15 protein-coding genes are annotated in these 23,367 nt (G+C 63.1%); 9 read left to right on the top strand and 6 right to left on the bottom strand.

What is annotated here, in order from left to right:
* The first annotated feature begins 271 nt into the window (after positions 1-271).
* Positions 272-3,292: a TonB-dependent receptor domain-containing protein gene (locus IQ35_RS13175; protein ID WP_145074093.1), complete on the top strand. Its 3,021-nt coding sequence runs from the start codon at positions 272-274 to the stop codon at positions 3,290-3,292.
* Positions 3,293-3,347: 55 nt separating this feature from the next.
* On the opposite strand, the gene IQ35_RS13170 is transcribed toward IQ35_RS13175, so the two are convergent.
* On the bottom strand, positions 3,348-4,067 hold the full coding sequence (locus IQ35_RS13170) for a 2OG-Fe(II) oxygenase (protein WP_242003345.1): 720 nt from the start codon (positions 4,065-4,067) through the stop codon (positions 3,348-3,350).
* Positions 4,068-4,510: 443 nt separating this feature from the next.
* Between IQ35_RS13170 and IQ35_RS13165 the strand changes: the two genes are divergently transcribed.
* On the top strand, positions 4,511-7,435 hold the full coding sequence (locus IQ35_RS13165; protein ID WP_145074089.1) for a TonB-dependent receptor plug domain-containing protein: 2,925 nt from the start codon (positions 4,511-4,513) through the stop codon (positions 7,433-7,435).
* A gap of 65 nt (positions 7,436-7,500) precedes the next feature.
* Here IQ35_RS13165 and clpB read toward each other — a convergent pair whose 3' ends face one another.
* Both clpB and IQ35_RS13155 read right to left on the bottom strand, forming a co-directional pair.
* Entirely contained in the window at positions 7,501-10,080 is a 2,580-nt protein-coding gene (gene clpB / locus IQ35_RS13160) for an ATP-dependent chaperone ClpB (protein ID WP_145074086.1), read from the bottom strand.
* A gap of 105 nt (positions 10,081-10,185) precedes the next feature.
* Positions 10,186-11,823, bottom strand: coding sequence for a M28 family metallopeptidase (locus tag IQ35_RS13155; protein ID WP_145074084.1), 1,638 nt, complete (start codon positions 11,821-11,823; stop codon positions 10,186-10,188).
* A 154-nt stretch (positions 11,824-11,977) separates the two neighbouring features.
* Between IQ35_RS13155 and IQ35_RS13150 the strand changes: the two genes are divergently transcribed.
* From IQ35_RS13150 to IQ35_RS13120, 7 genes are all read left to right on the top strand, one after another.
* Positions 11,978-14,845, top strand: coding sequence for a M16 family metallopeptidase (locus tag IQ35_RS13150; RefSeq protein ID WP_145074081.1), 2,868 nt, complete (start codon positions 11,978-11,980; stop codon positions 14,843-14,845).
* Positions 14,846-14,869: 24 nt separating this feature from the next.
* Complete coding sequence (locus IQ35_RS13145) at positions 14,870-15,172, top strand: hypothetical protein (RefSeq protein ID WP_021244430.1); 303 nt, start codon at positions 14,870-14,872, stop codon at positions 15,170-15,172.
* A gap of 130 nt (positions 15,173-15,302) precedes the next feature.
* Positions 15,303-15,752 (top strand): MarR family transcriptional regulator, encoded by a 450-nt coding sequence (locus tag IQ35_RS13140; protein WP_021244431.1) that lies wholly within the window; start codon positions 15,303-15,305, stop codon positions 15,750-15,752.
* Positions 15,749-17,797, top strand: a complete 2,049-nt coding sequence (locus tag IQ35_RS13135) for an FUSC family protein (RefSeq protein ID WP_145074078.1) — start codon at positions 15,749-15,751, stop codon at positions 17,795-17,797. The genes IQ35_RS13140 and IQ35_RS13135 overlap by 4 nt, the downstream gene beginning before the upstream one ends.
* Positions 17,794-18,009, top strand: coding sequence for a DUF1656 domain-containing protein (locus tag IQ35_RS13130; RefSeq protein ID WP_021244433.1), 216 nt, complete (start codon positions 17,794-17,796; stop codon positions 18,007-18,009). Before IQ35_RS13135 ends, IQ35_RS13130 begins: the two co-directional genes overlap by 4 nt.
* Complete coding sequence (locus IQ35_RS13125; RefSeq protein ID WP_021244434.1) at positions 18,006-18,908, top strand: efflux RND transporter periplasmic adaptor subunit; 903 nt, start codon at positions 18,006-18,008, stop codon at positions 18,906-18,908. The genes IQ35_RS13130 and IQ35_RS13125 overlap by 4 nt, the downstream gene beginning before the upstream one ends.
* Positions 18,901-20,301, top strand: coding sequence for an efflux transporter outer membrane subunit (locus IQ35_RS13120; protein ID WP_021244435.1), 1,401 nt, complete (start codon positions 18,901-18,903; stop codon positions 20,299-20,301). Before IQ35_RS13125 ends, IQ35_RS13120 begins: the two co-directional genes overlap by 8 nt.
* Positions 20,302-20,483: 182 nt before the next feature.
* Here the strand turns inward: IQ35_RS13120 and pal are convergent, their stop codons facing one another.
* The 3 genes from pal to IQ35_RS13105 all read right to left on the bottom strand — a co-directional run bounded on the left by pal (position 20,484) and on the right by IQ35_RS13105 (position 23,354).
* Positions 20,484-20,993 (bottom strand): peptidoglycan-associated lipoprotein Pal, encoded by a 510-nt coding sequence (gene pal / locus IQ35_RS13115; RefSeq protein ID WP_031290856.1) that lies wholly within the window; start codon positions 20,991-20,993, stop codon positions 20,484-20,486.
* Positions 20,994-21,099: 106 nt separating this feature from the next.
* Positions 21,100-22,434 carry a Tol-Pal system beta propeller repeat protein TolB gene (tolB, locus tag IQ35_RS13110; RefSeq protein WP_021244437.1) on the bottom strand — a complete coding sequence of 445 codons (1,335 nt, stop codon included), beginning with the start codon at positions 22,432-22,434 and terminating at the stop codon, positions 21,100-21,102.
* Positions 22,431-23,354, bottom strand: a complete 924-nt coding sequence (locus tag IQ35_RS13105; RefSeq protein ID WP_145074075.1) for a TonB C-terminal domain-containing protein — start codon at positions 23,352-23,354, stop codon at positions 22,431-22,433. Before IQ35_RS13105 ends, tolB begins: the two co-directional genes overlap by 4 nt.
* Positions 23,355-23,367: the final 13 nt, after the last annotated feature.

Genomic DNA, 23,367 nt, shown 5'->3' with positions numbered 1-23,367 from the left:
TCAAAGAGCCCGAAAAACCATGGAAATGGCATAATCGGTCAAGCAAAACTCCGTCGTCCGCAGCAATGAATATGGTCACCCGGGAACGTTGTAATAATATTGCTTTCTCCGATTTTTGCCCCCCGGCGCCAGTTTGTTGCATTTATGATACAGCCCGCTGTAAAAGCAGTGCGCGCGCTGTGAGCGCGCTTTACAGATGACCCCAGTCCCGCGCAATTTCCGCCAATCCACAAGGGGAACGCTGTCGGGCATATCTCTCCTTAGGACCATAATGGGGGCAGGAAACTGCTTTCACTCCAGAGCAAGGGACTGGACCGTGAAGAAACTTTCGAAAACCGCGCTTCTGCGCGCCGGTGTTGCGCCATTTATTGTGGGCGCGATGCTTCCTGCTGCTGCATTTGCACAGGGCGGGGCCGCCGACGAAGGCGAAGCTACCATCATCGTTACCGGTTCGCGTATCGCGCGGCCGGACCTCGACCAGGCTAGCCCCATCGCGGTGGTGTCGGCCGAGCAGTTTGCGCTTAAGGGCCAGACCAATGTCGAGAGCGTCCTCAACGATCTGCCGCAGGTCATGGGTTCGTCGACGGGCACGTCGAACAATCCCGGCGGCGGCATCGCGACCGTCGACCTTCGCGGCCTTGGCACTTCGCGTACGCTGGTGCTGGTCAATGGCCGCCGCTACATGTCCTATGACGTCAATCAGGTCGTCGACCTCAACACCATTCCGCAGGCGCTGATTGAGCGCGTGGACGTGGTGACGGGTGGCCGCTCGGCTGTTTACGGGTCGGACGCGATCGCCGGTGTCGTCAACTTCGTCCTGAAGCGCGACTTTGAAGGCATCGAACTCAATTCGACATACGAGCTCAGCAGCCGTGGCGATGGCGCGCGTTGGGACATCAATGGCACCATCGGCGCCAATTTCGATGACAACCGCGGTAACGTCACGCTTTCGCTCGATTATTACAAGCGCAAGGCGATCTTCGCCAGCAAACGTAGCTGGTCGCGTGACAGTTTCAACGATAACCAGGACGGCACTTTCAGCCCCGGCGGTTCCGGTTCGATCCCTGAGGGTCGTATCCAGGTTCCCGGCCTGAATGCCGCGCTGGGACTTCCGAACAGTGCAATCTTCTTCAACCCGGATGGCAGCCCGAGTGCATATGACTCATCGGCCAACGCCTATAACACCAATCCCGCGAACTATCTGCAGGTTCCGCAGGAACGCTTCCTCATCTCCGCGCGCGCGCAATATGAGGTGAGCAGCATCTTCAAGCCCTATATGGAAGCGCAATATGTCAACAATCGCGTTGACAACCTGCTTGCCGCGACGCCGCTGGGCAACTCCACCCCCTTTGGCACCGGCGTGAACGCAGGGTCGCTGGGCGCTTTCGACATCCAGGCGAATTCGCCCTACTTCTCGCCTGAACTTCAGGCTGCATTGAACGGTCTTGATACGGATGGCGATGGCTATGTCAGCGTCCCGGCCTATGGTTTCCGCACCTTGGGCCTGGGCGGCCGCCTCAATCAGGATGATCGCAGCGCTTTCCGGATCGTCGTCGGTGCGGAAGGCGACCTGGGAGCGGGCTGGTCCTATGACGGCTACTACATGTATGCCCGGACCAAGAATTCCCAGCGTCAGACGGGCAATGTTGCTCTGACCAATTTCCTGGCTGCGACTCGTACCGCTTTCCAGGATTCGGCCGGTAACATCTCGCCCTTCCCGTTCGCGGGTGAACCCAATGGCGGCACGCTTGTCTGCTCTTCGGCCGATGCGCGTCAGGCGGGCTGCGCTCCGGCGAATCTCTTCGGCACGGGTAATCTTTCCTCCGACGCGGCCGCCTATCTGGGCATTGGCGCGACCAATCTGGAGGAATATACCACCCAGGTCGCCAGCGTCGCCTTCACCAACTCCAGCCTGTTCGATCTCGGCGCGGGCGGCGTCGGCGTCGCGCTCGGCGCGGAATGGCGTTCGGAACGGGGCAGCACCACGCCCGACACCTTCCTGGCATCGGGTAATGTCGGCGGGTTCAACCCCGGCGCACCTACCTCGGGCGGCTACAGCGTTCGCGAATTTTTCGGCGAAGTGAACATCCCGCTTCTGGCCGATACCTTCGTGAAGCGGTTCGAAGTCAACGGCGCGGCGCGTTTCACGCATTATTCGAACGCGCCGGGCAATGTGTTCACCTGGGCGGCAGGCGCGCAGCTTGAAGTTGTCAAGGGCATTGGCTTCCGTGGCCAGTTCCAGCGCGCGATCCGTGGTCCCAGCGTCAACGAGCTGTATCTGGGGCAGACCGTCAGCTTTGACGGCCAGAGCGACCCGTGCGGCAATGCCGGTGTGCTCGGAAGCAGCTTGGAAGGTGCCTGTGTAGCTAATGGTGTGCCACAGTCGGTTTATGACGCGATCCGTGCCCTGCCTGCGAATCAGCAAGCAGACGCACTTAACAATATCAACGACTCGAACCTGGTGAATCCGCCTTCGTTCCAGTCGGGTAATGCGAACCTGCGCGAAGAAAAGTCGAAGACTTTCACCATCGGTGCGGTCCTGACGCCTGGCCTGTTGCCCGGCTTCAGCGCGACGATCGACTATTACAAGATCAAGATCACGGGTTTCATCAGCCCTTATGGCCAAGGCAATATCTTTGCGGGCTGTTTTGACCAGGGCATTCAGTCCTTCTGTGACCTAGTTTCGCGTAACTCGCTCGGTCAGGTGGAACGGATCGTCGACCAGAACCAGAATTCGGGTGGTCTCAAGACCGACGGTCTGGATATCTCGTTGGGCTACACCACGCCGCTGCCGTTCACGATTGCCGGCGATGAACCGAAACTGTCGCTGAACTTCAACGGCACGCGCGTTTTCAAATATGACTTCACGCCCGTCGTGGGCGTGCCGATCGTCAATGAATGCGTCGGCAAGTTCGGCGTGGCGTGCAGCACTTCGGTGCCGTCGGGCCAGCCGATTCCGAAGTGGCGCCATTCTCTCCGCACTACTCTCGACTTCGGTAAGATAACGACTTCGGTGCAATGGCGTTACACGGGCGGCGTGCGCGATGATGATCCGAACACCACCTATGCGGTGGAAAAGATCAAGGCTTTCAATTATTTCGATTTGGCCCTCGCGGCCGACATCACGGATAATTTCAGCCTCACCGGCACTGTGTCGAACCTGTTCGACAAGCGTCCGCCCTTCGTTATCAGCCAGCAGACCGGCGGTAACGGCGAGCAGTCCAACACGCTGCCGAGCACTTATGATGTTCTGGGACGCTATCTCTCGATCTCGGCGAAGCTTCGCTTCTGATCCGCGTCTAGTCTATATTGGGGATAAGGGGCGGAGTGGGAACTCTGCCCCTTATCTATTTCTTGTGGAACGACCTTAGCCAGCCGGTGACTGAATAGCGGCGTTGATCGGCAAAGGGTGTCACCAGACTTACACTGTGATCTTGAGGAACGGCAAACAGACTCAGGCCGTTGAAGGTCGGCAGCCAGGCGGAGGCGGTTTCTCCTTCATGAAACATGAGCAGGCCGCCCCATTCAAATCGCCATGATTGAGTGAGACCAAGAACATAGGCCGCGCGTCTATGCTTGCCGTCGATGGCGTCGTTATGACGCGACAGGAAATCGCCTGATCCATAAGCCGTGGCTTGTGCATCCACAAAGTCAACCTCTTCATCGCCCGTGATTTCGCGCATGAATTCGATAACAGGCCGGGAATTCATGAAATTGACGAAAAAATGGAGGATATCGTCCGGGTTTCTTTGACCTATATCATCAGGAACACGGATGGTTTCATAGCGATATTGGAACCCGTATCGGGCGCTATTATTGATTGCTTCCTCGAGATTTTTGTTTCTATCGTCGTCAAAGGATCGCCTCAATTCTCGGGACAGTTCAAATATCCTGTCACCGGAATTGATGACTTGCATCCAGTCGGCGCGTTGCGCGAGGGCAGATAATAATGCGCCAGCAAAAGAAGGATCAAGGAAATCGGAAATTCTAACTCGTCCAGCTGACATATAGGTGTCTTTTATTATCTCTAAATTAAGATTTGAATTTATCTTATAGGATATATTCATAAATAATCTTACCTATATTGTATTTTATCAATATAAATAACATAATATATAGAAATATAGTCTATATTATTTGAGCTATGTATATTTTAAATAAATCATTTTATAAAATTATTACTATGACAAATCAAACATCATATAATTTCTATTTTTATTTTATCGTTATAATATAATTTCTAATTAGCGCTAAGCAGAAACACTGTGATAGATTTGCTACAGTTTGCAGCATAATCAACTTGAGTCATTTTCTCTGTCTTTACAGTTCCTTTCACCATCCGCAGTTTCAAAGCCACTCATGCGCGGGATGCTGTCGGACATAAATCCCTATCGCGTGATTGTTGAGAGAGCAGAACATTCTCTCGAACTCCAGAGCAAGGGACTGGACAGTGAAAATCATATCGAAAACAGCAAGTTTGCGGAACAGTGCTGGGTCGATCGCTATCGGCATGGCTTTGATTTCATCCTATGCCATGGCGCAGGAATCGACCCAACGGGAAGATGAACCGATAATTGTCGTTACGGGTTCGCGTATTGCGCGACCGGAACTGGACGTCGCCAATCCCATCGTGGCGGTTTCTGCCGAACAGATCGAGCAGACAGGCCGGACCAACCTGACCGATATTCTTTTGCGTAATCCCGCACTTTCGGCTTCCACCGGCAGTTCGCTGTCCGGAGGCGCGGACGCGGGCTTTGGTGAAACGGGCGTCAACCTGCTCAATCTCCGCAATCTGGGGGAGGAGCGGACACTCGTTCTGGTGAACGGCAAGCGCCACGTCGCCGGCATCGCCAATTCGGCGGCTGTGGATATCAACACTATTCCCGAAGATCTGATCGAACGGGTTGATGTTCTAACGGGTGGCGCATCGGCGATTTACGGCGCGGATGGCGTGTCGGGCGTGGTCAATTTCGTGCTCAAGCGCAATTTCGAAGGACTGACCGCGCGCGCCCAATCCGGCATTTCGTCCAAGGGTGACGCAGCCAATCGCTATTTCAGCGTGACGGCAGGCAAGAATTTCGCGGAAGGGCGCGGCAACATTGCGGTTGCATATGAATATAATAAGTCCGATCGTCTTAGCCCCATTGCGCGCGGATTTTCGGGAAATCCGGCGAAATATAGGGAAATTCTCCAGAATCAGGATGACTTGGATGATGATCCCAACGTTCCTGATCGGATTCCCTATAGCAATCTGACCTGGGCCGACAGTTCGCCCGATGGTGCCGTGGATCTCGATCTCGACGGCATCCCCGATTTTACCGGCAGCGGTCTTCCTTATGATCGAGGGCAAATCCTGATCGGCGGTAATGCGCGTGCGGTCGGCGGATCGAACACGCCGGTTGCCGGCTATTTCGGCGATCTTCAACCATCGCAGAACCGGCACATGTTTAATATGCTGGCCAGCTATGAATTCTCCCCCGCCATCCGCTTCTATGCAGAGGGCAAATATGTCGAGACCAAAGCCTATTCCGTGGCTCAGCCCAGCTTCGATTTCTTCACTTATCTTCAGCCGGACAATGCTTATCTGGCCGAACGGTTTGGTGCAGGCGCCGCGCCGGACGGTGCCTTGGTATCGCGTGACAATTACGACTTCGGCATTCGCGGCGAAACCGTAAAGCGCAAGACCAAGCGTATCGTGCTCGGCTTTGACGGCGCAATTACCGACAATCTCAACTATGATGTTTCCTATATCTATGGCGAAACCAAGGTCCGTAACCGTCAGACCGCCAATCTGATCGGCGACCGCTACTATGCGGCGCTGGATGCGGTGCGTGATCCTGTGACGGGGGATATCGTCTGCCGATCGACGCTTGCCTATGGCGGTGTCATCGATCCGGATAATTTTGGCGGTCCTGCCACAACCTTCACGCCGGGCGCGGGTAGCGCCTGTCGTCCGCTCAATGTTTTGGGTAATGGCGTGGCCGATCCTGAAGCGCTCGCCTTCGTGCTGGCCGACAATGTCAGCCGCTCCAAGATTTCGCAGGAAGTGGTGACCGGGTCTGTTTCGGGCAACCTGGATTCGGTTTTCACCTTCCCCGGCGGCGGTTCCTTCGGTTTCGCGCTGGGAGGCGAATATCGTCGCGAAAAGAGCCGCGAGACGCCTGATGCGCTGATTCAGAACGGCGAATTCCGTGACTTCGCTGCGCTACCTATCAGCGGCGGGCGTTTCAACGTGAAGGAATTTTTCGGCGAGGTGAACGCGCCGATCCTGTCCAATATGCGTTTCGCCCATCTGCTCTCGGTCGGAGGTGCGATACGTTTTTCGGACTATAGCACCGTAGGCAAGACGACCACATGGAAGGTGGACGGCATTTATGCGCCGATCCCCGATCTGCGGTTCCGTGGGTCCTATTCGCAGGCGGTGCGCGCGCCCAATATCGGCGAACTGTTTCAGCCCGCGACGGGCACGTTCCTTCAGGTTCAGGACCCCTGCGATTTCAGGCGACTGGATGAGGGCACGCAATATCGCCGCGCGAATTGCGCCACCATTTTGTCCGGCCTTGGCCTGACCCCGGACGAGATTGCCAATTTCACGCCTTCCACCGTTCCCTCGGTCAATACGACCCGGCGCGGAACGACCGGCGGCAATCCGTTGCTGACGGAGGAAACGGCTAAGTCGTGGACGGCGGGCCTCGTGTTGCAACCCCGGTTCATTCCCGGTCTGACACTCACTTTCGACTGGTACGACATTAAGATCAAAAATGCCGTCAATACGCCCACGCCGACCGAATTGGCGCGGCTTTGCGTGGATCAGCCCACCGCCGAAAATGTGTTCTGCGAGAATATATTCCGTGATCCGGCAACGGGCTTCGTCCTGGGTGACGGCAACGATATCCAGCGTCGCATCGGTTTCAATGTGCGACCGCAGAATGTGGCTGCACTGCGGACGGCTGGCGCGGATTTCTCCATCCGCTACGTGTTTTCGCCCAGCGACAATCTCGGCACCTTCAATATCAACCTGATCGGTGGCTATCTGGACAGGAAGACGGAAGTTCCTTCCATCGGTGCTGAGATCGATAATGACATTTTGGAGGCTTACAATCCCCGGTGGCGCGGTACATTGGACCTGGTGTGGAAACTGAACAAGTTCACCGCCAACTATACTTTCACCTATTCCAGCAAGACCCGCCGCTATCTGACGGAGGAATTGACCGGCAATCCCGATCTCGTCGATCCTAAATATGTCTGGTACAAGGAGCTTCAGCAACATGACATCCGCTTCGCCTATGAAGTCGATGACAGGTTCCAGGTTTATGCGGGGATCAACAATTTCACGGATCAGACGCCGGACCTGGGAGAACTCAGCTATCCGATTTCCGGTGTAGGCCGCTTCCTTTATGCAGGTGTGAAGCTGCAAACCGGCAAGTTGTTTTGAGCACAGTTTTCAGTATCAAAAGAAAAGGGGGGCATATGCCCCCCTTTTTTCGCTAAAGGGTGGGATCAAACCACCCTCAACACCAACCCGCCATCGCCTTCCTCGACCTTCACCGTCGACCCATCCGGCACTTCGCCGCGCAGGATCAGGTCGGCGAGCGGGTCTTGCAGGTAACGCTGCACCGCCCGCTTCAATGGCCGCGCGCCATAGACCGGATCGTAACCGACCCGCCCCAGCCAAGCCCGCGCGCCGTCCGTCAGGTCCAGCACCACCTTGCGGTCCTTGAGCAGCTTCTGCACCCGCCCGACCTGAATATCCACGATCGGCGCCATATGGTCCGCGCCCAGGCGGTGGAACAGGATGATGTCGTCCAGGCGATTGAGGAACTCCGGCCTGAAGTGGCTTCGCACGACCTCCATCACCTGCGGCTCGACATCTTCGACGCTCTGGCCGTCCGCCAGATTAGTCAGATACTGGCTGCCCAGATTGGACGTCAGCACGATGATCGTGTTGGTGAAGTCCACCGTGCGCCCCTGCCCATCGGTCAGGCGCCCGTCGTCCAGCACCTGCAACAGCACGTTGAACACGTCGCCATGCGCCTTCTCCACCTCATCGAACAGCACCACCTGATAGGGCCGCCGCCGCACCGCTTCGGTCAGCACGCCGCCTTCCTCATAGCCGACATAGCCCGGAGGCGCGCCGATCAGCCGCGCGACGCTGTGCTTCTCCATGAACTCGCTCATGTCGATCCGCACCATCGCGTTGTCGTCGTCGAACAGGAAGCCCGCGAGCGCCTTGGTCAACTCCGTCTTGCCGACGCCCGTGGGGCCCAGGAACAGGAACGATCCCAGTGGCCGGTTCGGGTCCTGCAATCCCGCGCGCGAACGGCGCACGGCGGTCGCCACGGCCTTCACCGCCTCCTGCTGCCCGATGACGCGCTTGCCCAGTTCCGCTTCCATGGCGAGCAGCTTCTCGCGCTCGCCCTCCATCATCCGGTCGACGGGGATGCCGGTCCAGCGCGACACGACCGAGGCGATATCCTCGCTCGTCACCTCCTCGCGCAGCATCGCGCCCTGCGTGACGTTCTGCGCCTCTTCCAGCTTGCGCTCCAGTTCGGGGATGCGCCCATAGGCCAGTTCCCCCGCTTTCGCGAGGTCGCCGCCGCGCTGCGCCTGCTCCAGTTCCAGCCGCGCGGCATCGAGCTGTTCCTTGAGCTTGCTTTCGCCCGCGATCTTGTCCTTTTCCGCCTGCCAGCGCTGCGTCAGTTCCGCCGACTGCTGTTCGAGGTTCGCAAGATCCTCTTCCAGCGCCGTCAGCCGGTCCGCCGACGCCTTGTCCGTCTCCTTCTTCAGCGCCTCCCGCTCGATCTTGAGCTGGATGATCCGCCGGTCGAGATTTTCGATCTCCTCGGGCTTGGACTCCACCTCCATCCGCAGGCGCGACGCCGCCTCGTCCATCAGGTCGATGGCCTTGTCGGGCAGGAAACGGTCGGTGATGTAGCGGTTGGAGAGCGTCGCTGCCGACACCAGCGCGCCGTCGGTGATCCGCACGCCATGGTGCAGCTCATATTTCTCTTTCAGGCCGCGCAGGATGGAGATGGTGTCCTCCACCGTCGGTTCGCCTACGAATACCGGCTGGAACCGCCGCTGGAGCGCGGGGTCCTTCTCCACATATTTGCGATATTCATCCAGCGTCGTCGCGCCGATGCAGTGCAGTTCGCCGCGTGCAAGGGCGGGCTTGAGCAGATTGCCCGCATCCATCGCGCCTTCGGACTTGCCCGCGCCGATCAGCGTGTGCATCTCGTCGATGAACAGCACGATCTGTCCTTCGGCGCCCTTCACCTCATCGAGCACGCCTTTCAGGCGCTCCTCGAACTCGCCGCGATATTTGGCGCCCGCGATCAGGCTCCCCATGTCGAGCGCCATCAGCGTGCGGTCTTTCAACGTATCGGGCACATCGCCATTGGCGATACGCAACGCCAGCCCTTCGGCGATGGCGGTCTTGCCGACGCCGGGATCGCCGATCAGGACGGGGTTGTTCTTGGTCCGCCGCGCCAGGATCTGGATCGTCCGCCGGATTTCCTCGTCGCGCCCGATCACCGGGTCCAGCTTGCCTTCCCGCGCCGCTTCGGTCAGGTCGCGGGCGAATTTCTTGAGCGCGTCATAGCGGTCCTCGGCGCTGGCCGTATCGGCGGTGCGGCCTCCGCGCAGATCGTTGATCGCGGCGTTGAGCGCCTCGGCCTTCACGCCCGCGGCGGCCAGCGCCTTGCCCGCCGCCGTGGTGGAGGCGAGCGTCAGCGCCAGCAGCAGCCGCTCGACGGTGACGAAGCTGTCGCCCGCTTTCTGGGCCACCTGCTCCGCGCTGTCGAGCACGCGCACGGCATCATTGTCGAGGCCCGGCGTCTGCTGCGCGCCGCTGCCGGAAACAGCGGGAATCTTCGCCAGCGCCGCATCGGTATCGCGCACCGCGATCTCGGGCGATCCGCCGGCGGCCTTGATAAGCCCCGCCGCCATGCCCTGCTGGTCCTCCAGCAGCGCCTTGAGCAGATGTTCCGGGCTGATCCGCTGATGGTTCATGCGGATCGCGACGGTCTGCGCCGACTGAAGGAAGCCCTTGGCGCGATCAGTGAATTTCTCGAGGTTCATGTCATCCCCTTCGTAAAAGCTGTTCGCGATGTAGTGTTGCTAAAAGGCAACACAAGAGGCGTTAGGATATTATCCTGTCGGAACCGAAAAAAACGCATCCCTTCGCTATTTCATTGATGGTTTCGCCACCTTGGGCTGATCCGCCGCGAAGGCGTCGCCGAAGAAGTCGTCCTTATACCAGCGCGGCGCCTCCGCCGCATCGGCGATCTCCCGCGCAATAGCATAGTTCACCCGCGCGAACTTCGCCGCCGCCTCCCAGTGGAAGGGCAGGTCGATCTGGTCGGACGGCTTGTGGTAGTCGGTCTTGAGGAAATGCTCGAACGCCGCCTTTCCCGGCCCGGCAAAGCCCGTCATCAGGAACACCGAAGGCACGCCCTCCTCGACGAAGCGGTAATGGTCCGAACGCGTGAACAATCCTTCCGCAGGCAGAGGATCGGGCGACAGGGCGATGCCTTCGGATTTCGCCGCCTTCTCCACGATCGGTCCCAGCGTCGAATGTTCCGCGCCGAAAGCCACCAGATCCTGAAAGTCGTAGGTCAGGATCGGCATGTCCAGATTGACCACGCCCACCAGCTTTCCGCCCGCAGGCAGGACAGGATGCTTCGCCAGATATTGCGACCCCAGCAGCCCGTCCTCTTCCGCCGTCACCGCCGCGAAGAGGATGGAGCGTTTCGGCCGTGCCCCACTCTCCGCAAAGGCTTTCGCCACCGCCAGCATGGTCGCGATGCCCGACGCATTGTCCATCGCGCCGTTGTAGATCTTGTCCTTGCCCGGCGTATCCGGCTTTACCCCGACATGGTCGAGATGCGCCATCAGCAGCACATATTCCCCCGCCAGCGCCGGATCGGAGCCGGGCAGCACCGCCAGCACGTTGCTGCTGGGCGCTGTCGCCACGCTGCTCCTGCGCTCGATGCGGACCAGCGGTTTCAGCGCGAAGCCCCTGGGCCGCCAGCCTTTCTTCCCCGCTTCCGCCCGGATCGCCGCCAGCGTCCGCCCGGACCCGGCGAGCAAAGCCTCTGCTGCCCCGTCATGGGCATAGGCCGATCCTCTTATTCCCGGCGTGCGGACGTAGAGCCGCCCATCGGGCTGCATCCATCCCACGCTGGGATCGTTCGCCCGCTCCTTCAGCCTGTCCCATGGCGTTCGCGCCAGCAGGCCGGGGCTTGGAATGGTGATCAGGCCGATGGCCCCCGCCTTCTGCGCCGCCATCGCCTTTTCGGCGGCCAGATGCGCGCCGATCTCGCTCGGCATTCCCACGGGAGCGCCGGACAGCGCCACGGCCCATTTGTCCCGGAGGTCGAGACCCGCATAATCGTCGATCTTCTCCCGATCCGACCGGAGGCCGTAGCCGACGAAGACCGCGTCCGCCTCCAGATCCTGCACAGGTTCCCGCCCGGACGCGCCCATGACGACATCGCCGCCATTGTCGAACCGCCTGCCGCCGATGGTGAGCGTGGCGGCGCTGTCCTTGTCTAGCGTCGCCACGGCCAGCGTCACCGGCTGATACCAGCTATCGGGCACGGCCTGCTCCAGCCCCAATGCGGTGAAGCGCGCCGCGACATAGCGCGCCGCAATGTCATAGCCCCGCGTGCCGCCATCGCGCCCTTCCAGCAGGTCGTCCGCCAGAAAGCTCACATCCGCGCGGATCGCATCGGCGGAAAAGGCGGGCTTGTCCTGCCCCGCCGCCATTCCGGGGACGGCAAGGGCAAGAACGGTGGCAAGAAGGGCGGTGCGAAGGGCCATGGGGAACTCTGCTTCATGGTTGGGCCGCCGAACCTATCCGGCGCATCTCCGCTGTCCAGCGGAAAGCGTATTGCGTCGATAGAACGCCCCGCTATGCTGCGGAAAGACCGGTCCTTTCCCGGCCATATGATCCACTGATCCCCATGAGGCGCTCATGATCCTTTTCTCCTCGTCGCGTCGTGCAGCATGGATGCTCGGCTTGTCTTCGCTCGCGTTCGTTATGCCCGCCGCCGCCATGGCCGCGCCCTCGACCGCCGCCGCCGCGCCCGCGCCGCTCTCCAGCCTCGTGGCGAAGGTCGACATTCCCTATGAGCAGTTCACGCTCAGGAACGGCCTGCGCGTCATCGTCCATACCGATCGCAAGGCGCCGGTCGTGGCCATATCCGTTTGGTATCATGTCGGATCGCGTTTCGAACCGGCGGGCAAGACCGGCTTTGCCCATCTGTTCGAGCATCTCATGTTCTATGGCTCGGAAAATGCGGACGGCCCCTTCTTCGGGCGGCTGGAGGATATCGGCGCGACCGACTGGAACGGCACGACCTGGTTCGACCGCACCAACTATTTCGAAACGGTGCCGACTGGCGCGCTCGACCGGGCGCTGTTCCTGGAATCCGACCGGATGGGGCATCTGCTGGGCGCGGTGACGCAGGTAAAGCTCGATACCCAACGCGGTGTCGTCCAGAACGAAAAGCGCATGGGCGAGAATGAGCCTTATGGCCTCGTCGAATATGCCCAGCTTGCAGCGATGCTGCCTGAAGGGCATCCCTATCGCCATTCCACCATCGGCTCGATGGCGGACCTGAACGCGGCCAGCCTTGGCGACGTGCAGAACTGGTTCAAGACGCATTACGGTCCGAATAATGCCGTGCTGGTGCTGGCAGGCGACATCGATGTGGCGACCGCGAAGGCGAAGGCCGAAAAATGGTTCGGCAACGTCGCCGCCGGTCCCGCGCCGCAGGATGTCGACGCAACCGTCCCGACGCTGGGGCAGGATGTCGAGAAGGTGATGCACGATAATGTCGCCGCCACGCGCCTTTACCGGAACTGGATCGTGCCGGGGGTCAATTCGCCCGACCTGCAGCAACTCGATCTGGCGATGTCGGTCTTTGGCGGGCTGGGGTCTTCGCGGCTCGACAATATCCTGGTGAAGGAGGAGAAGGTCGCCGTCGCGGTCAAGGCCAGCATCCAGCCTTTCGAGAAGCTCAGCATTGCCGAGATCACCGTGGACGTGAAGCCGGGCGCGGACCCGGTCGCGGTCGGCAAGCGGCTGGACCAGCTTCTCGCCGACTATCTCGCCAAGGGGCCGAGCAACGACGAAGTGCTCCGCGCCGCGACGCAGCAGGTGTCGGGCACGATTTCGGGGCTGGAGAAGGTCGGCGGTTTCAGCGGCAAGGCGGTGACGCTGGCCGAAGGCGCGGTCTATTCGGGCGATCCGGGCAAATATAAGAAAGACCTCGCCGCCTATGCCGCCGCCACGCCGCAATCGGTGAGCGAAGCCGCGCGCAAGTGGCTGAGCCGTCCCGTCTTCCGCCTGACGGTCGCGCCCGGCGAGCGGTCGGCGGAGGATAATGCGCTGGCCGGCAACGCGACGCACAAGCCCGCTTATTTCCGCGATCCCAAGGCGCCCGCGCCCGTCGCCGCGCAGCCGCCCGCGCCGACCAGGATCGCCGAGCCGCCGATCGAGCCGGTCGCCGACCTCGTCTTCCCGAAGGTCGAACATGCCAAGCTCAAGAATGGCATCCCCATCGTCTTCGCCCGCCGCGCGACGGTGCCGGTGGTGCGTGTGTCCGTCTCCTTCGACGCGGGCAACGCGGCGGACGACAAGGCGAAGCTGGGCACGGCGGCGCTGACGACCGCGCTGCTGGATGAAGGCACCAAGACGCGCAGTTCCGTGCAGATCGCTGAGGAGCAGGAACGGCTGGGCGCCTCCATCGGCGCGAAGAACGGCATGGATAGCACCACGGTCGGACTCTATGCGCTCAAGCCCAATCTGGACGCGTCGCTGGGCCTGCTGTCCGATATCGTCCGCAACCCGGCCTTCGATCCCAAGGAGGTGGAGCGGCTGCGCGGCCAGCTTCTGACGCGGATCGCGGCGGAAAAGACCGAGCCGATGCCTATTGCGCAGCGCCTGCTGCCGCCGCTGCTTTACGGGCAGGCGCATCCCTATGGCATTCCCTTCACCGGCTCCGGCACGGAAAGCGGCGTGAAGGCGGTAGTGCGGCAGGATCTGACCGCCTTCCATGACACATGGCTGCGGCCCGACAATGCGACGATCTTCGTCACCGGCGATACGACGCTGGCGGAGATCATGCCGCTGCTGGAAAAGCGCTTCGGCGACTGGAAGGCGCCTGCCGCGCAAAAGGGGACGAAGCTGTTCCGCATGGATCGCATGGCCCGTCCGGCGCGAATCATATTGGTCGACAAGCCGCAGAGCCCGCAATCGATGATCCTGGCCGGCGTGCTTACCAACAAGCAGGGCATGGACAATCCGGTCGACCTCATCACTGCCAATGAAGTGCTGGGCGGCAGCACGACATCCCGCCTCATCATGGACCTGCGCGAAACGAAGGGCTGGGCCTATTATGCCGGGACCGCGCTGCCCGGCGTCAAGGAGACGATCCCGCTGCTGGTCTATGCCCCGGTGCAGACCGACAAGACCGGCGAGTCGATCATCGCCGCGCGCAAGGACATCGGCGACTTCCTGACCGCCAAGGGCATCACGGAAGCTGAGCGGAACCAGACCATCAACAGCCAGATTCTCTCCCTGCCGGGCAGTTTCGAAACATCGACCGATCTGCTGGGCGCGATGATGCGGAACGACTTGCTGGGGCGGCCGGACAATTATTACGAGACGCTGCCCGCCACCTATCGCGCCATGAAGGCGGCGGACATGGACAAGGCGGCGCGGGAGGCGATCAACGCCGACCGGCTGATCTGGGTCGTCGTGGGCGATGCGAAACTGGTGCGGCCGCAGCTTGACGCGGTCGGCCTGCCGGTGGAGATGGGCACATTGGCCGATTGACGGCTGCACAAGGGAGACAGGGACATGGCAGCAGTGGACGGCGCCTATGATTGCGTGGCGAAGACGCCGATGGGCGACCAGAATGGCGTCTTCACCGTCATCAGCGCGGGGGATCGCTTCAACGGCACCTTCGCGGGGATGATGGGATCGCTGGACGTCAAGGACGGCAAGGTCGAGGGCAACACGCTGACGTGGAAGATGGACATGACGCTGCCCATGCCGATGACGCTGGAATGCGAGGCGGAGGTGAGCGGGGACAGCATCACCGGCACGATGCAGCTTGGCGCGTTCGGCGCGGCGGGCTTTTCGGGCACGCGGCGGGGCTGAGGCGAGGGGAAAAGGATGGCCCGGCGGGTGCCGGGCCATCGCAAATGCAAGAGTAAGATCAAGAGTGAGATGAAGAGGGAAAAGCGTTTTCTTGACAAAGAGGATTAGTTAGCTATCTAACTATCTGCCCATGCCGACCCTTGAACGCCAGCGCGCGCTTTCGCGCACCTTTTCGCCCGTGGCGCGCGGATGGCGCAGCCTGGCGGACCGGACGCTGGCGGAGATCGGGCTATCCAATTCGGCGGGCTGGTGCCTGCTTCACCTTGACAGGCTGGGATCGGAAGCGCGTCAGATCGATCTGGCCGAGGCGCTGGAAATCACCCAGCCCTCGCTCGTCCGCACATTGCATCAACTGGAGGCGGCCCGGCTGGTGGAGCGGTCGCCCCATCCCGACGACCGGCGGTCCAACCGGCTGGCCCTGACCCCGGCGGGACAGGAGCTGGTGGGCGCCATTCAGGATCGACTCGACATATTGCGCAATGCGCTGATGGAAGGCATGTCCGACGCCGACATGGATACGAGCGTCCGGTTGATGGAACTGTTGGGACGACGCATAGCGGAGCTGCGCGCGGAGCCATGAAAGAGCGTTTCGGCTGGCCCGCGGCCCTGTTCGGGCTTAAATGCTTCCTTGCCGCCACGCTGGCGCTCTATATCTCGTTCAGTATCGGGCTGGAGCGGCCCTATTGGGCGTTCGTCACCTCCTTCATCGTGGCGCAGCCCATGGCGGGCGCGGTCATCTCCAAGGCGGTCTACCGCGTGATGGGCACGCTGGTCGGCGCGGTCGTCGCCGTGGCGATCGTGCCGCCCTTGGTCAACGCGCCCGAACTGCTGACGCTGGCGATGGCGGGATGGCTGGCTTTCTGCGTGTTCGTATCGCAGCTCGACGGCACGCCGCGATCCTATATGTTCGTGCTGGCGGGTTATAGCGCCTGCCTCATCGCCTTTCCCAGTTTCGAAACGCCGCAGACTATCTTCGACCTCGCTTCCTCCCGCGTGCAGGAAATCACCATCGGCATCCTGTCGGGCAGCCTGGTTCACGCCGCCATCCTGCCCGGATCGGTCGCGTCGATGGTGCTGAACCGGGTCGCGGCGATCCTGCGCGACGCGGAACGGTGGACCCGCGACGCCATCGCCATAGAGCCGGTGGAAGGGCTGGCCGCCGAGCGCCGCCGTCTGGCGCAGGACGTGACCGAACTGCACCAGCTTTCCACGCATCTGCCCTATGACCTGTCGCGCCGGGTGCCGCGCGTGCGGACGGTGCGGGCGTTGCAGGACCAGCTATCGCTGCTGCTGCCCCTGGGCGCGGCGGTGGACGACCGGTTGCAGATGTTGAAGGCCGCGCGCGGCGGCGACGTGCCGCCCGAAGTCGGGGCGTTGATCGCGGACGTCCAGCACTGGGTCGAGAATCCCGAAAAGGATCTGGAGCAGCGGTCGGCCAGCGCCGACGCCCTGATCGAACGCTGCGCCGCGCTGGAGCCGCCGGCCCGGCCCGGCATGGAATGGGCGGACATGATGCGGCTCAGCCTGTTTTCGCGTCTCGCCAGCCTGATCGCGGCGCATCGCGACTGCCGCGACCTCTATGACCAGATGACGAGCTACAGCCGCACGCCGGTCAACGCGCGCGTCGGCGAGCTGCTGGAAGGGCGGCGCTTCCGCGAAGTGCATCGCGATTATGAAGGGGCGCGGCAGGGCGCGTTCAATGCCTTCGTCACGCTGGTCGCCGGATGCGCGCTGTGGATCGGCAGCGGGTGGAAGGACGGCGCGAGCGCGACGATGCTGGCGGGTATCTTCCTCGCGATCTATTCGTCGCAGGACAATCCGAAAGCGCCGCTTAAAGGGTGGATGATCGGCACGATTCTCGCGTCGCTGCTGGGCGCGCTTTATGGCTATGCGATCATGCCGCGGCTCGACGGCTTCGTCATGCTGATGGCGGCCTTCGCTCCCGCGCTCATCCTGCTGGGGTCGGCAATGGCGTCGCCCTCGCTGGCGGGCTATGTCATGCCCACGCTGCTGGGGCTGGGCAGCCCGGCCCTGCTGGCGGCAAGCTATCAGAACGAATTTCCGACCTTCGTGAACGGCAACCTGGCCCAGCTTACCGGCATCTGGTTCGCGGCGGTCATGGCCGGCTTGTTGCAGCCGGCCGGTCTGCAATATGCGATCCGCCGCATCATCCGCGCGGGATGGCGCGATATAGCCAACCGCGCCAATGTAGCGGGGCGGCCCGATGTGCGCGGCTGGATCAACCGGATGCTGGACCGGATCGCCCTGCTGGCCCCCCGGCTGGCGGCGCTCGGCGCGGACAAGGGGCAGCTTTACGACGCATTGCGCGACCTGCGGACCGGCATCGGCATCGGCGAGCTGCGCGCATTGCGGCTGGAACTGCCGCCGGGAGACAGCGCTTCGCTGACGCGGGTGTTGCAGGGGGTGGGCGACTATTATCGCGCGCTTGATCCCGACGCGCCCGCCCCGGCGCAGCCCGCGCTGCTGCACGATATGGATCGCGCGATCACGGAGCTTTCCGCCAATCCCGATCCCGGCGTGCGGCGCAGCGCGATACTGGCGCTGATCGCCCTGCGCCGGAACCTGTTCGCCGACGGCGCCATTTACCGGAAAGCCGCCGCATGACCGGAGAAGTCGCATTGGGGGGCGTCTATGTGCCCACGCTGCTGTTGCTGGCGATCTTCGCCCTGATCCTGAGCTGGGGCGTCACGCGCCTTATCCACGCTTTGGGCCTTTACCGCTTCATCGCCTATCGCGCGCTGGTCGACCTCAGCATCTTCATCCTGCTGCTGGGGCTGCTTTCGATTCTCGTTCCCATGCTTGGAATCCGCCTATGAACCGCTACCTTGCTCCCTTGGCGCGGAGTGCCGCCACGATCGTCATCGTGATCGCCGCCATCCTGATCGCGATCTGGATGTGGAACCATTATGAGCGCAGCCCCTGGACCCGCGACGGGCGGGTGCGGGCCGATGTGGTGCGGGTGACGCCGGATATCGGCGGCCTCGTGACGTCGGTGGCGGTGCGCGACAACCAGCAGGTCAAGGAAGGCGACCTGTTGTTCGTGATCGACCGGCCCCGCTACGAACTGGCGCTGAAACAGGCGGCGGCGCGGGTCGAAAGCGCGCAGGCGACGCTGGCGCAGGCCCGGCGGGAGGCGCGCCGCGACCAGGCGCTGGGCGATCTGGTCGCGGCCGAAGCGCATGAGCAGAATGTCGCGCGCGTGGCGACGGCGCAGGCGGCGCTGGCGGAAGCGATCACCGCGCGGGACGGGGCGGCGCTGGACCTGAAGCGGACGCGGGTGCTGGCCTCGGTCAACGGCACCGTCACCAATCTGGACCTGCATCAGGGTGACTATGTGGCGGCAGGCAGGCAGGCGATGGCGCTGGTGGACAAGGACAGCCTGCGGGTCGAGGGCTATTTCGAGGAGACGAAGCTGCCGCTGATCTGTCTGGGCGCGCCGGTGACGGTGCGGATGATGGGCGAGGAGCACGACCTGCATGGGCGGGTCGAGAGCGTCGCTTTCGGCATCAATGATTCCACCCGGTCGGATTCGGGCAATCTGCTGCCCAATGTGCAGCCGACCTTTTCCTGGGTGCGGCTGGCGCAGCGGATTCCGGTGCGGGTGAAGCTGACCAGGGTGCCCGCCGATATCAGCCTCATCACCGGGCGGACCGCGACCGTGACGGTGGAGCCGAAGGCGAAGGACGCAAAGCAGGGGACGTGCCGTCATGCGTAAGATTGTGTTCGCGCCTTTGCTTGCGCTGGGGCTGGCGGCCTGCGCGACGGCGGGGGCGGATTATCGGCCGCCTGAAACATCGGCGGCGTCCGCGCCCTCCGCGCAGGGCGCGTTCCATGCGGCGCAAGGCGGCATGGCGAGCAATGCGCCGCCGCCCGGCCATTGGTGGCGGCTCTATGACGATCCCACGCTGGATGCGCTGATCGAGCAGGCGCTGGCCGCCAATGCCGACCTGCGCGCGGCCGACGCCAATTTGACGCGGGCGCAGGCCGTGCTGCGCGAGGCGCAGGCGGGGCGGACCATCGGCACCACGGCCGAAGGCGGCGCGAGCCTGACGCGCCCTTCGGGGACGGGCGAGAGCTTGCCGGGCGTGGTCGGCTATGATCTGGGGCTGAGCGCCTCCTATACGCTGGACCTCAATGGCCGGGTGCGGCGCGCGATCGAGGCGAGCGGCGCCGATGTGGAAGCGAGCGCCGCCGCACGGGATTATGTACGGATGAGCGTCGCGGCGGCGGTGGCGCGGGCCTATGTTCAGGTGTGCGCGGCCAATTATTCGCTGCGTGTCAACCAGCGCGTCGTGGCGTTGCAGCGCGATACGGCGGACGCGACGCGGCGGCTGTTCCGGGGCGGGCGGGGCACCGCCTTTGACGTGAGCCGGGCCGAATCGGCGGTGGAGAGCAGCGCGGCGGGGCTTCCCGCGTTCGACGCGCAGCGGCAGAATGGACTTTACCTGCTGGCGACCCTGCTGGGACGGTCGCCGGCCGATTATCCGGCGGAGGTGGAAGGCTGCGCGGCCTTGCCGGTGCTGGGGCAACCCCTGCCGGCCGGGGACGGGGCCGCGCTGATCCGGCGGCGGCCGGACATCCGGCAGGCGGAGCGGGCCATTGCGGGCGATACGGCGCGGCTGGGCGTGGCGATGGCGGACCTTTATCCGCATGTCAGCATTGGCGGGTCGCTGGGGCTGTCGGGGCCGCTCAAGGACTTTGGCGGCGGTACGGCCTTCGGCATGAGCGTGGGGCCGCTGCTGTCGTGGAGCTTCCCCAACCGGCCCGTGGTGCGGGCGCGGATCGATCAGGCCGACGCGCAGGTAAGGGCGGACCTCGCCCGCTTCGACGGGACGGTGCTGGAGGCGCTGCGGCAGGCGGAGACGGCGCTGGAAACCTATCGCCGGGATGCGGAGCGGGCGGCGGCGCTGGACGCGGCGCGGGATAGCGCGGCGGTGTCGGCGGGACAGGCGCAGCGGTTGTTCCGCTTCGGGCGGGGGGATTTCCTGTCCTTGCTGGACGCGCAGCGCAGTCTGGCGAGCGCGGAAGCCGCGGCTGCGGCGGCGCGGTCGCAACTGGCGCTGGATCAGGTGGCGATCTTCCTGGCCCTGGGCGGCGGTTGGGAGTGAGCGGGTGCGGGACGCGTGCGGCCGTTTTCCGCCATTCAATGCTGGGATGACGGTAGAAAGGCTCTGCGCGACGCCCGCTCCCCATCCATAACCGTCATCAGCAAATCGCTGCCCCGGCCCAAAGAAAAAGCCCGCCGGTCCCAGGACAGGCGGGCTGAAAGCTCAGGTGCGACCCAAAGGCTTCAATATTGCACGGTGACCGTGACCGCCCGGCGGTTCTGCGCCCATGCCGATTCGTCCGATCCCAGCGCGGCCGGGCGTTCCTTGCCGTAGCTGACCGTCGTGATGCGGCCGGGATCGATGCCCAGCGAAGCAAGGTAATTCTTCGCCGCATTGGCGCGGCGTTCGCCCAGCGCGATGTTGTAATCGCGGGTGCCGCGCTCGTCGCAATGCCCCTCGATCGTCACGCGGACATTGGGATTCTGTTGCAGCCAGGCGGCCTGGCTTTGCAGCGTCGCCTGATCTTCCGCATCCACATCATATTGATCGAGGCCGAAGAATATACGGTCGGAGGATACGGAGGCGACGAAATCCTCCTGGCTGCCCTTGACCGTCCCGCCCGGCGCGGCGGCGCCCGTTTCCGCGCCCACGTCGCCGCCGGGAGCGGGAGGCAGTTCAGCCGGCGGCTTCTTGGAGCAGGCCGCAAGCGCTATGACGGCTGTCGCCATCAAAAGGGGCCGGGATAGTTTCATCGGGGTCTCCTTGGTCGTTTTTGCCGCCCGTGAAGTCAGGCGATATGGTTCGTGAAGATCGTTACGCTGTCAAGACGATTGGGTTCCGTTATCCACAGAAAAATGCTCAGGGGAGCAAAGGCCCCCAAGCCGGATCGGACCCGCTGAGCGGTGTCGGGATGCGGCGTTCGTTGACGCCGGTAAGGTCCACCTGCCACACTTGGCTGGCGCCTTCCCGTCCCGCCGTGGTGCGGAAGAATTGCAGCACGCGGCCATTGGGCGACCAGGTGGGCTGCTCGTCCTGCCAGCCGTTCGTCAGGATACGCTCATTGTCGCCGGCCGGAGTCATCACCGCGATCTTGAAGCCGCCCGACAGCTTGGTGAAGGCGATGAGGTCGCCGCGCGGGCTCCATTCGGGCGTCGCATAGCGGCCGCCGCCATGGCTGATCCGGCGCTGGCCCGATCCGTCGGCGTTCATGACATAGATCTGCTGTCCGCCCGAACGGTCGCTTTCGAACACGATCTGGCGGCCGTCGGGCGAATAGCTGCCGCCGACATCGATGCCGGGCGTGTTGGTGAGGCGCACCGGCGTCCCGCCGCCCGCCGCCACGCGATAGATGTCGGTGTTCCCGGCCACGGCCATGGAAAAGAGGATGTTGCGGCCATCGGGCGACCAGCGCGGGGCGAAGGTCGGGTTGCTGCTTTCCGTCACCAGCCGCTGCTTGCCCGTGCCGATGTCGTAGATGTAGATGCGCACCCGGCTGCCCAGATAGCTCACATAGACGATCGACTTGTAATCGGGCGAGAAGCGCGGCGTCAGCGCGATCGACTGGCCGTTGGTGATAAAGCGGTGATTGGCGCCGTCCGAATCCATGATGGCGAGCCGCTTGGTGCGGTTCCCCTTGGGACCGCTTTCGGCGATATAGGCGATGCGGCTGTCGAAGAAGGGGCTTTCGCCCGACAGGCGCGCATAGATGGCGTCGGCGCATTTATGCGCGGCGCGGCGCCAGTCGCGGGGCGCGACGACATAACCCTGACGGGTGAGTTCCTGCTTCAGCGCGACATCGTAGAGATAGCAGCCCACGGTGATGTCCGCTTCCCCGCCCGTGGTGCGGACGAAGCCCTGCACCAGCGCCTGCCACGCCCCCCATTTCTCATATCGGGGGAAGGTGACTTCGGAAAAGCCGACCGGGGGCAGGCCGCCCGGACCGGACGGATCGAACAGGCCGGAGCCTTTGAGGTCGGACGCGATCACCTCCGCGATCTTGCGGCCCAGTTCGCTGGAGGAACCGGCGGGCGTGGATACTTCCTGCTGGGCGGGAAGGGTGGGCACGGCGATCTTGAGATTGCTTTCGATCTCGCCGGTCACGTCGACCGAAAGCTGCGCCAGCGCGGGCGCGGCGGTGAAAGCGATCAGCATGGCCGCCGCCATACTCAGGCGGCGCATCAGGGTCGTCATCATCGGTTGAGCCTCGCGTCAAAGCGGAGCGGCCGCAGCCACTTCCACTGTTCGTAATATTGGGGCGGCAGATTCGTGAAGGGGGAAGCGAGCTTCACCGCCTGAATGGCGCGTTCGGCGTGAAGCTGCGCCTGCGGGCGGTTGCTGGCGGTGACGCCGAGCTGGTCGATCACCTCCGGTTGGCCGATCACCCGGCCGTTCTTGTCCAGCCGCACTTCAAGCAGGGTGACGAGCTGGTCCGCGTCCGCGCCGGAGGGGGGACGCCAATATGGCTTCAACTGGCGGCGCAGTTCCGCATCGAGCGCGGCCTTTTGCTGCGGCCCCATGCTGGAAGCGGCGGGGGCGGCGGGCTTGCGGGGCGCGTCAGCCTCCGTGTCGATGCCCTTGAGGAAATCCTTGCCCAGCAGCGAGCCTTTGGGCTTGTCCGCCTTGCCGCTGCCGGAGGCGCGCGCCGGGGCATCCTTTTTGGGCTTGGGCGCGTCCTTCTTCGGCGCGGGCGCGGCGGCGGCGGGCTTGTTCGGTTTTTCCGGCGCGGGTTTCGCCTTGGGCGGCGCGGGTTTTTCGGGTGCGGGCTTTGGCTTCGGCGCGGCCTTGGGCACGTCTTTCTTGGGGGGCGCCGGCTTGGGCTTGGGCGGTGCGGGCGCGGGTTCCGGCGCCGGGGCAGGCTCCGGCTCCGGCGCGGGGGCAGGGGCGGCGTCCTGCGTCGGGCCTTCTTCCGGCGCTTCGCTGGGCGGAGGCGGCTCGGCCGAGATGCGCGGCGCGGCGGATTTCAGCGCCACCTCGTCCACCAGGCTCACGTCCATGGGCGGGGAATTGAGCTTCAAGGGATTGGGCGTGGCCAGGAATCCGGCGGACAGCAAGCCGAACAGCAGGACATGTCCTGCCGTCGCGACGCCCAGGCCGATCTTTTCCGCGCGCTCCATCCCCTGAACCTAT

Source organism: Sphingobium wenxiniae, assembly GCF_007830065.1.
Taxonomy (GTDB): domain Bacteria; phylum Pseudomonadota; class Alphaproteobacteria; order Sphingomonadales; family Sphingomonadaceae; genus Sphingobium; species Sphingobium wenxiniae.
The sequence above is the reverse complement of the archived record's forward strand: the minus strand, read 5'-3'. Positions and strand labels throughout refer to the sequence as shown.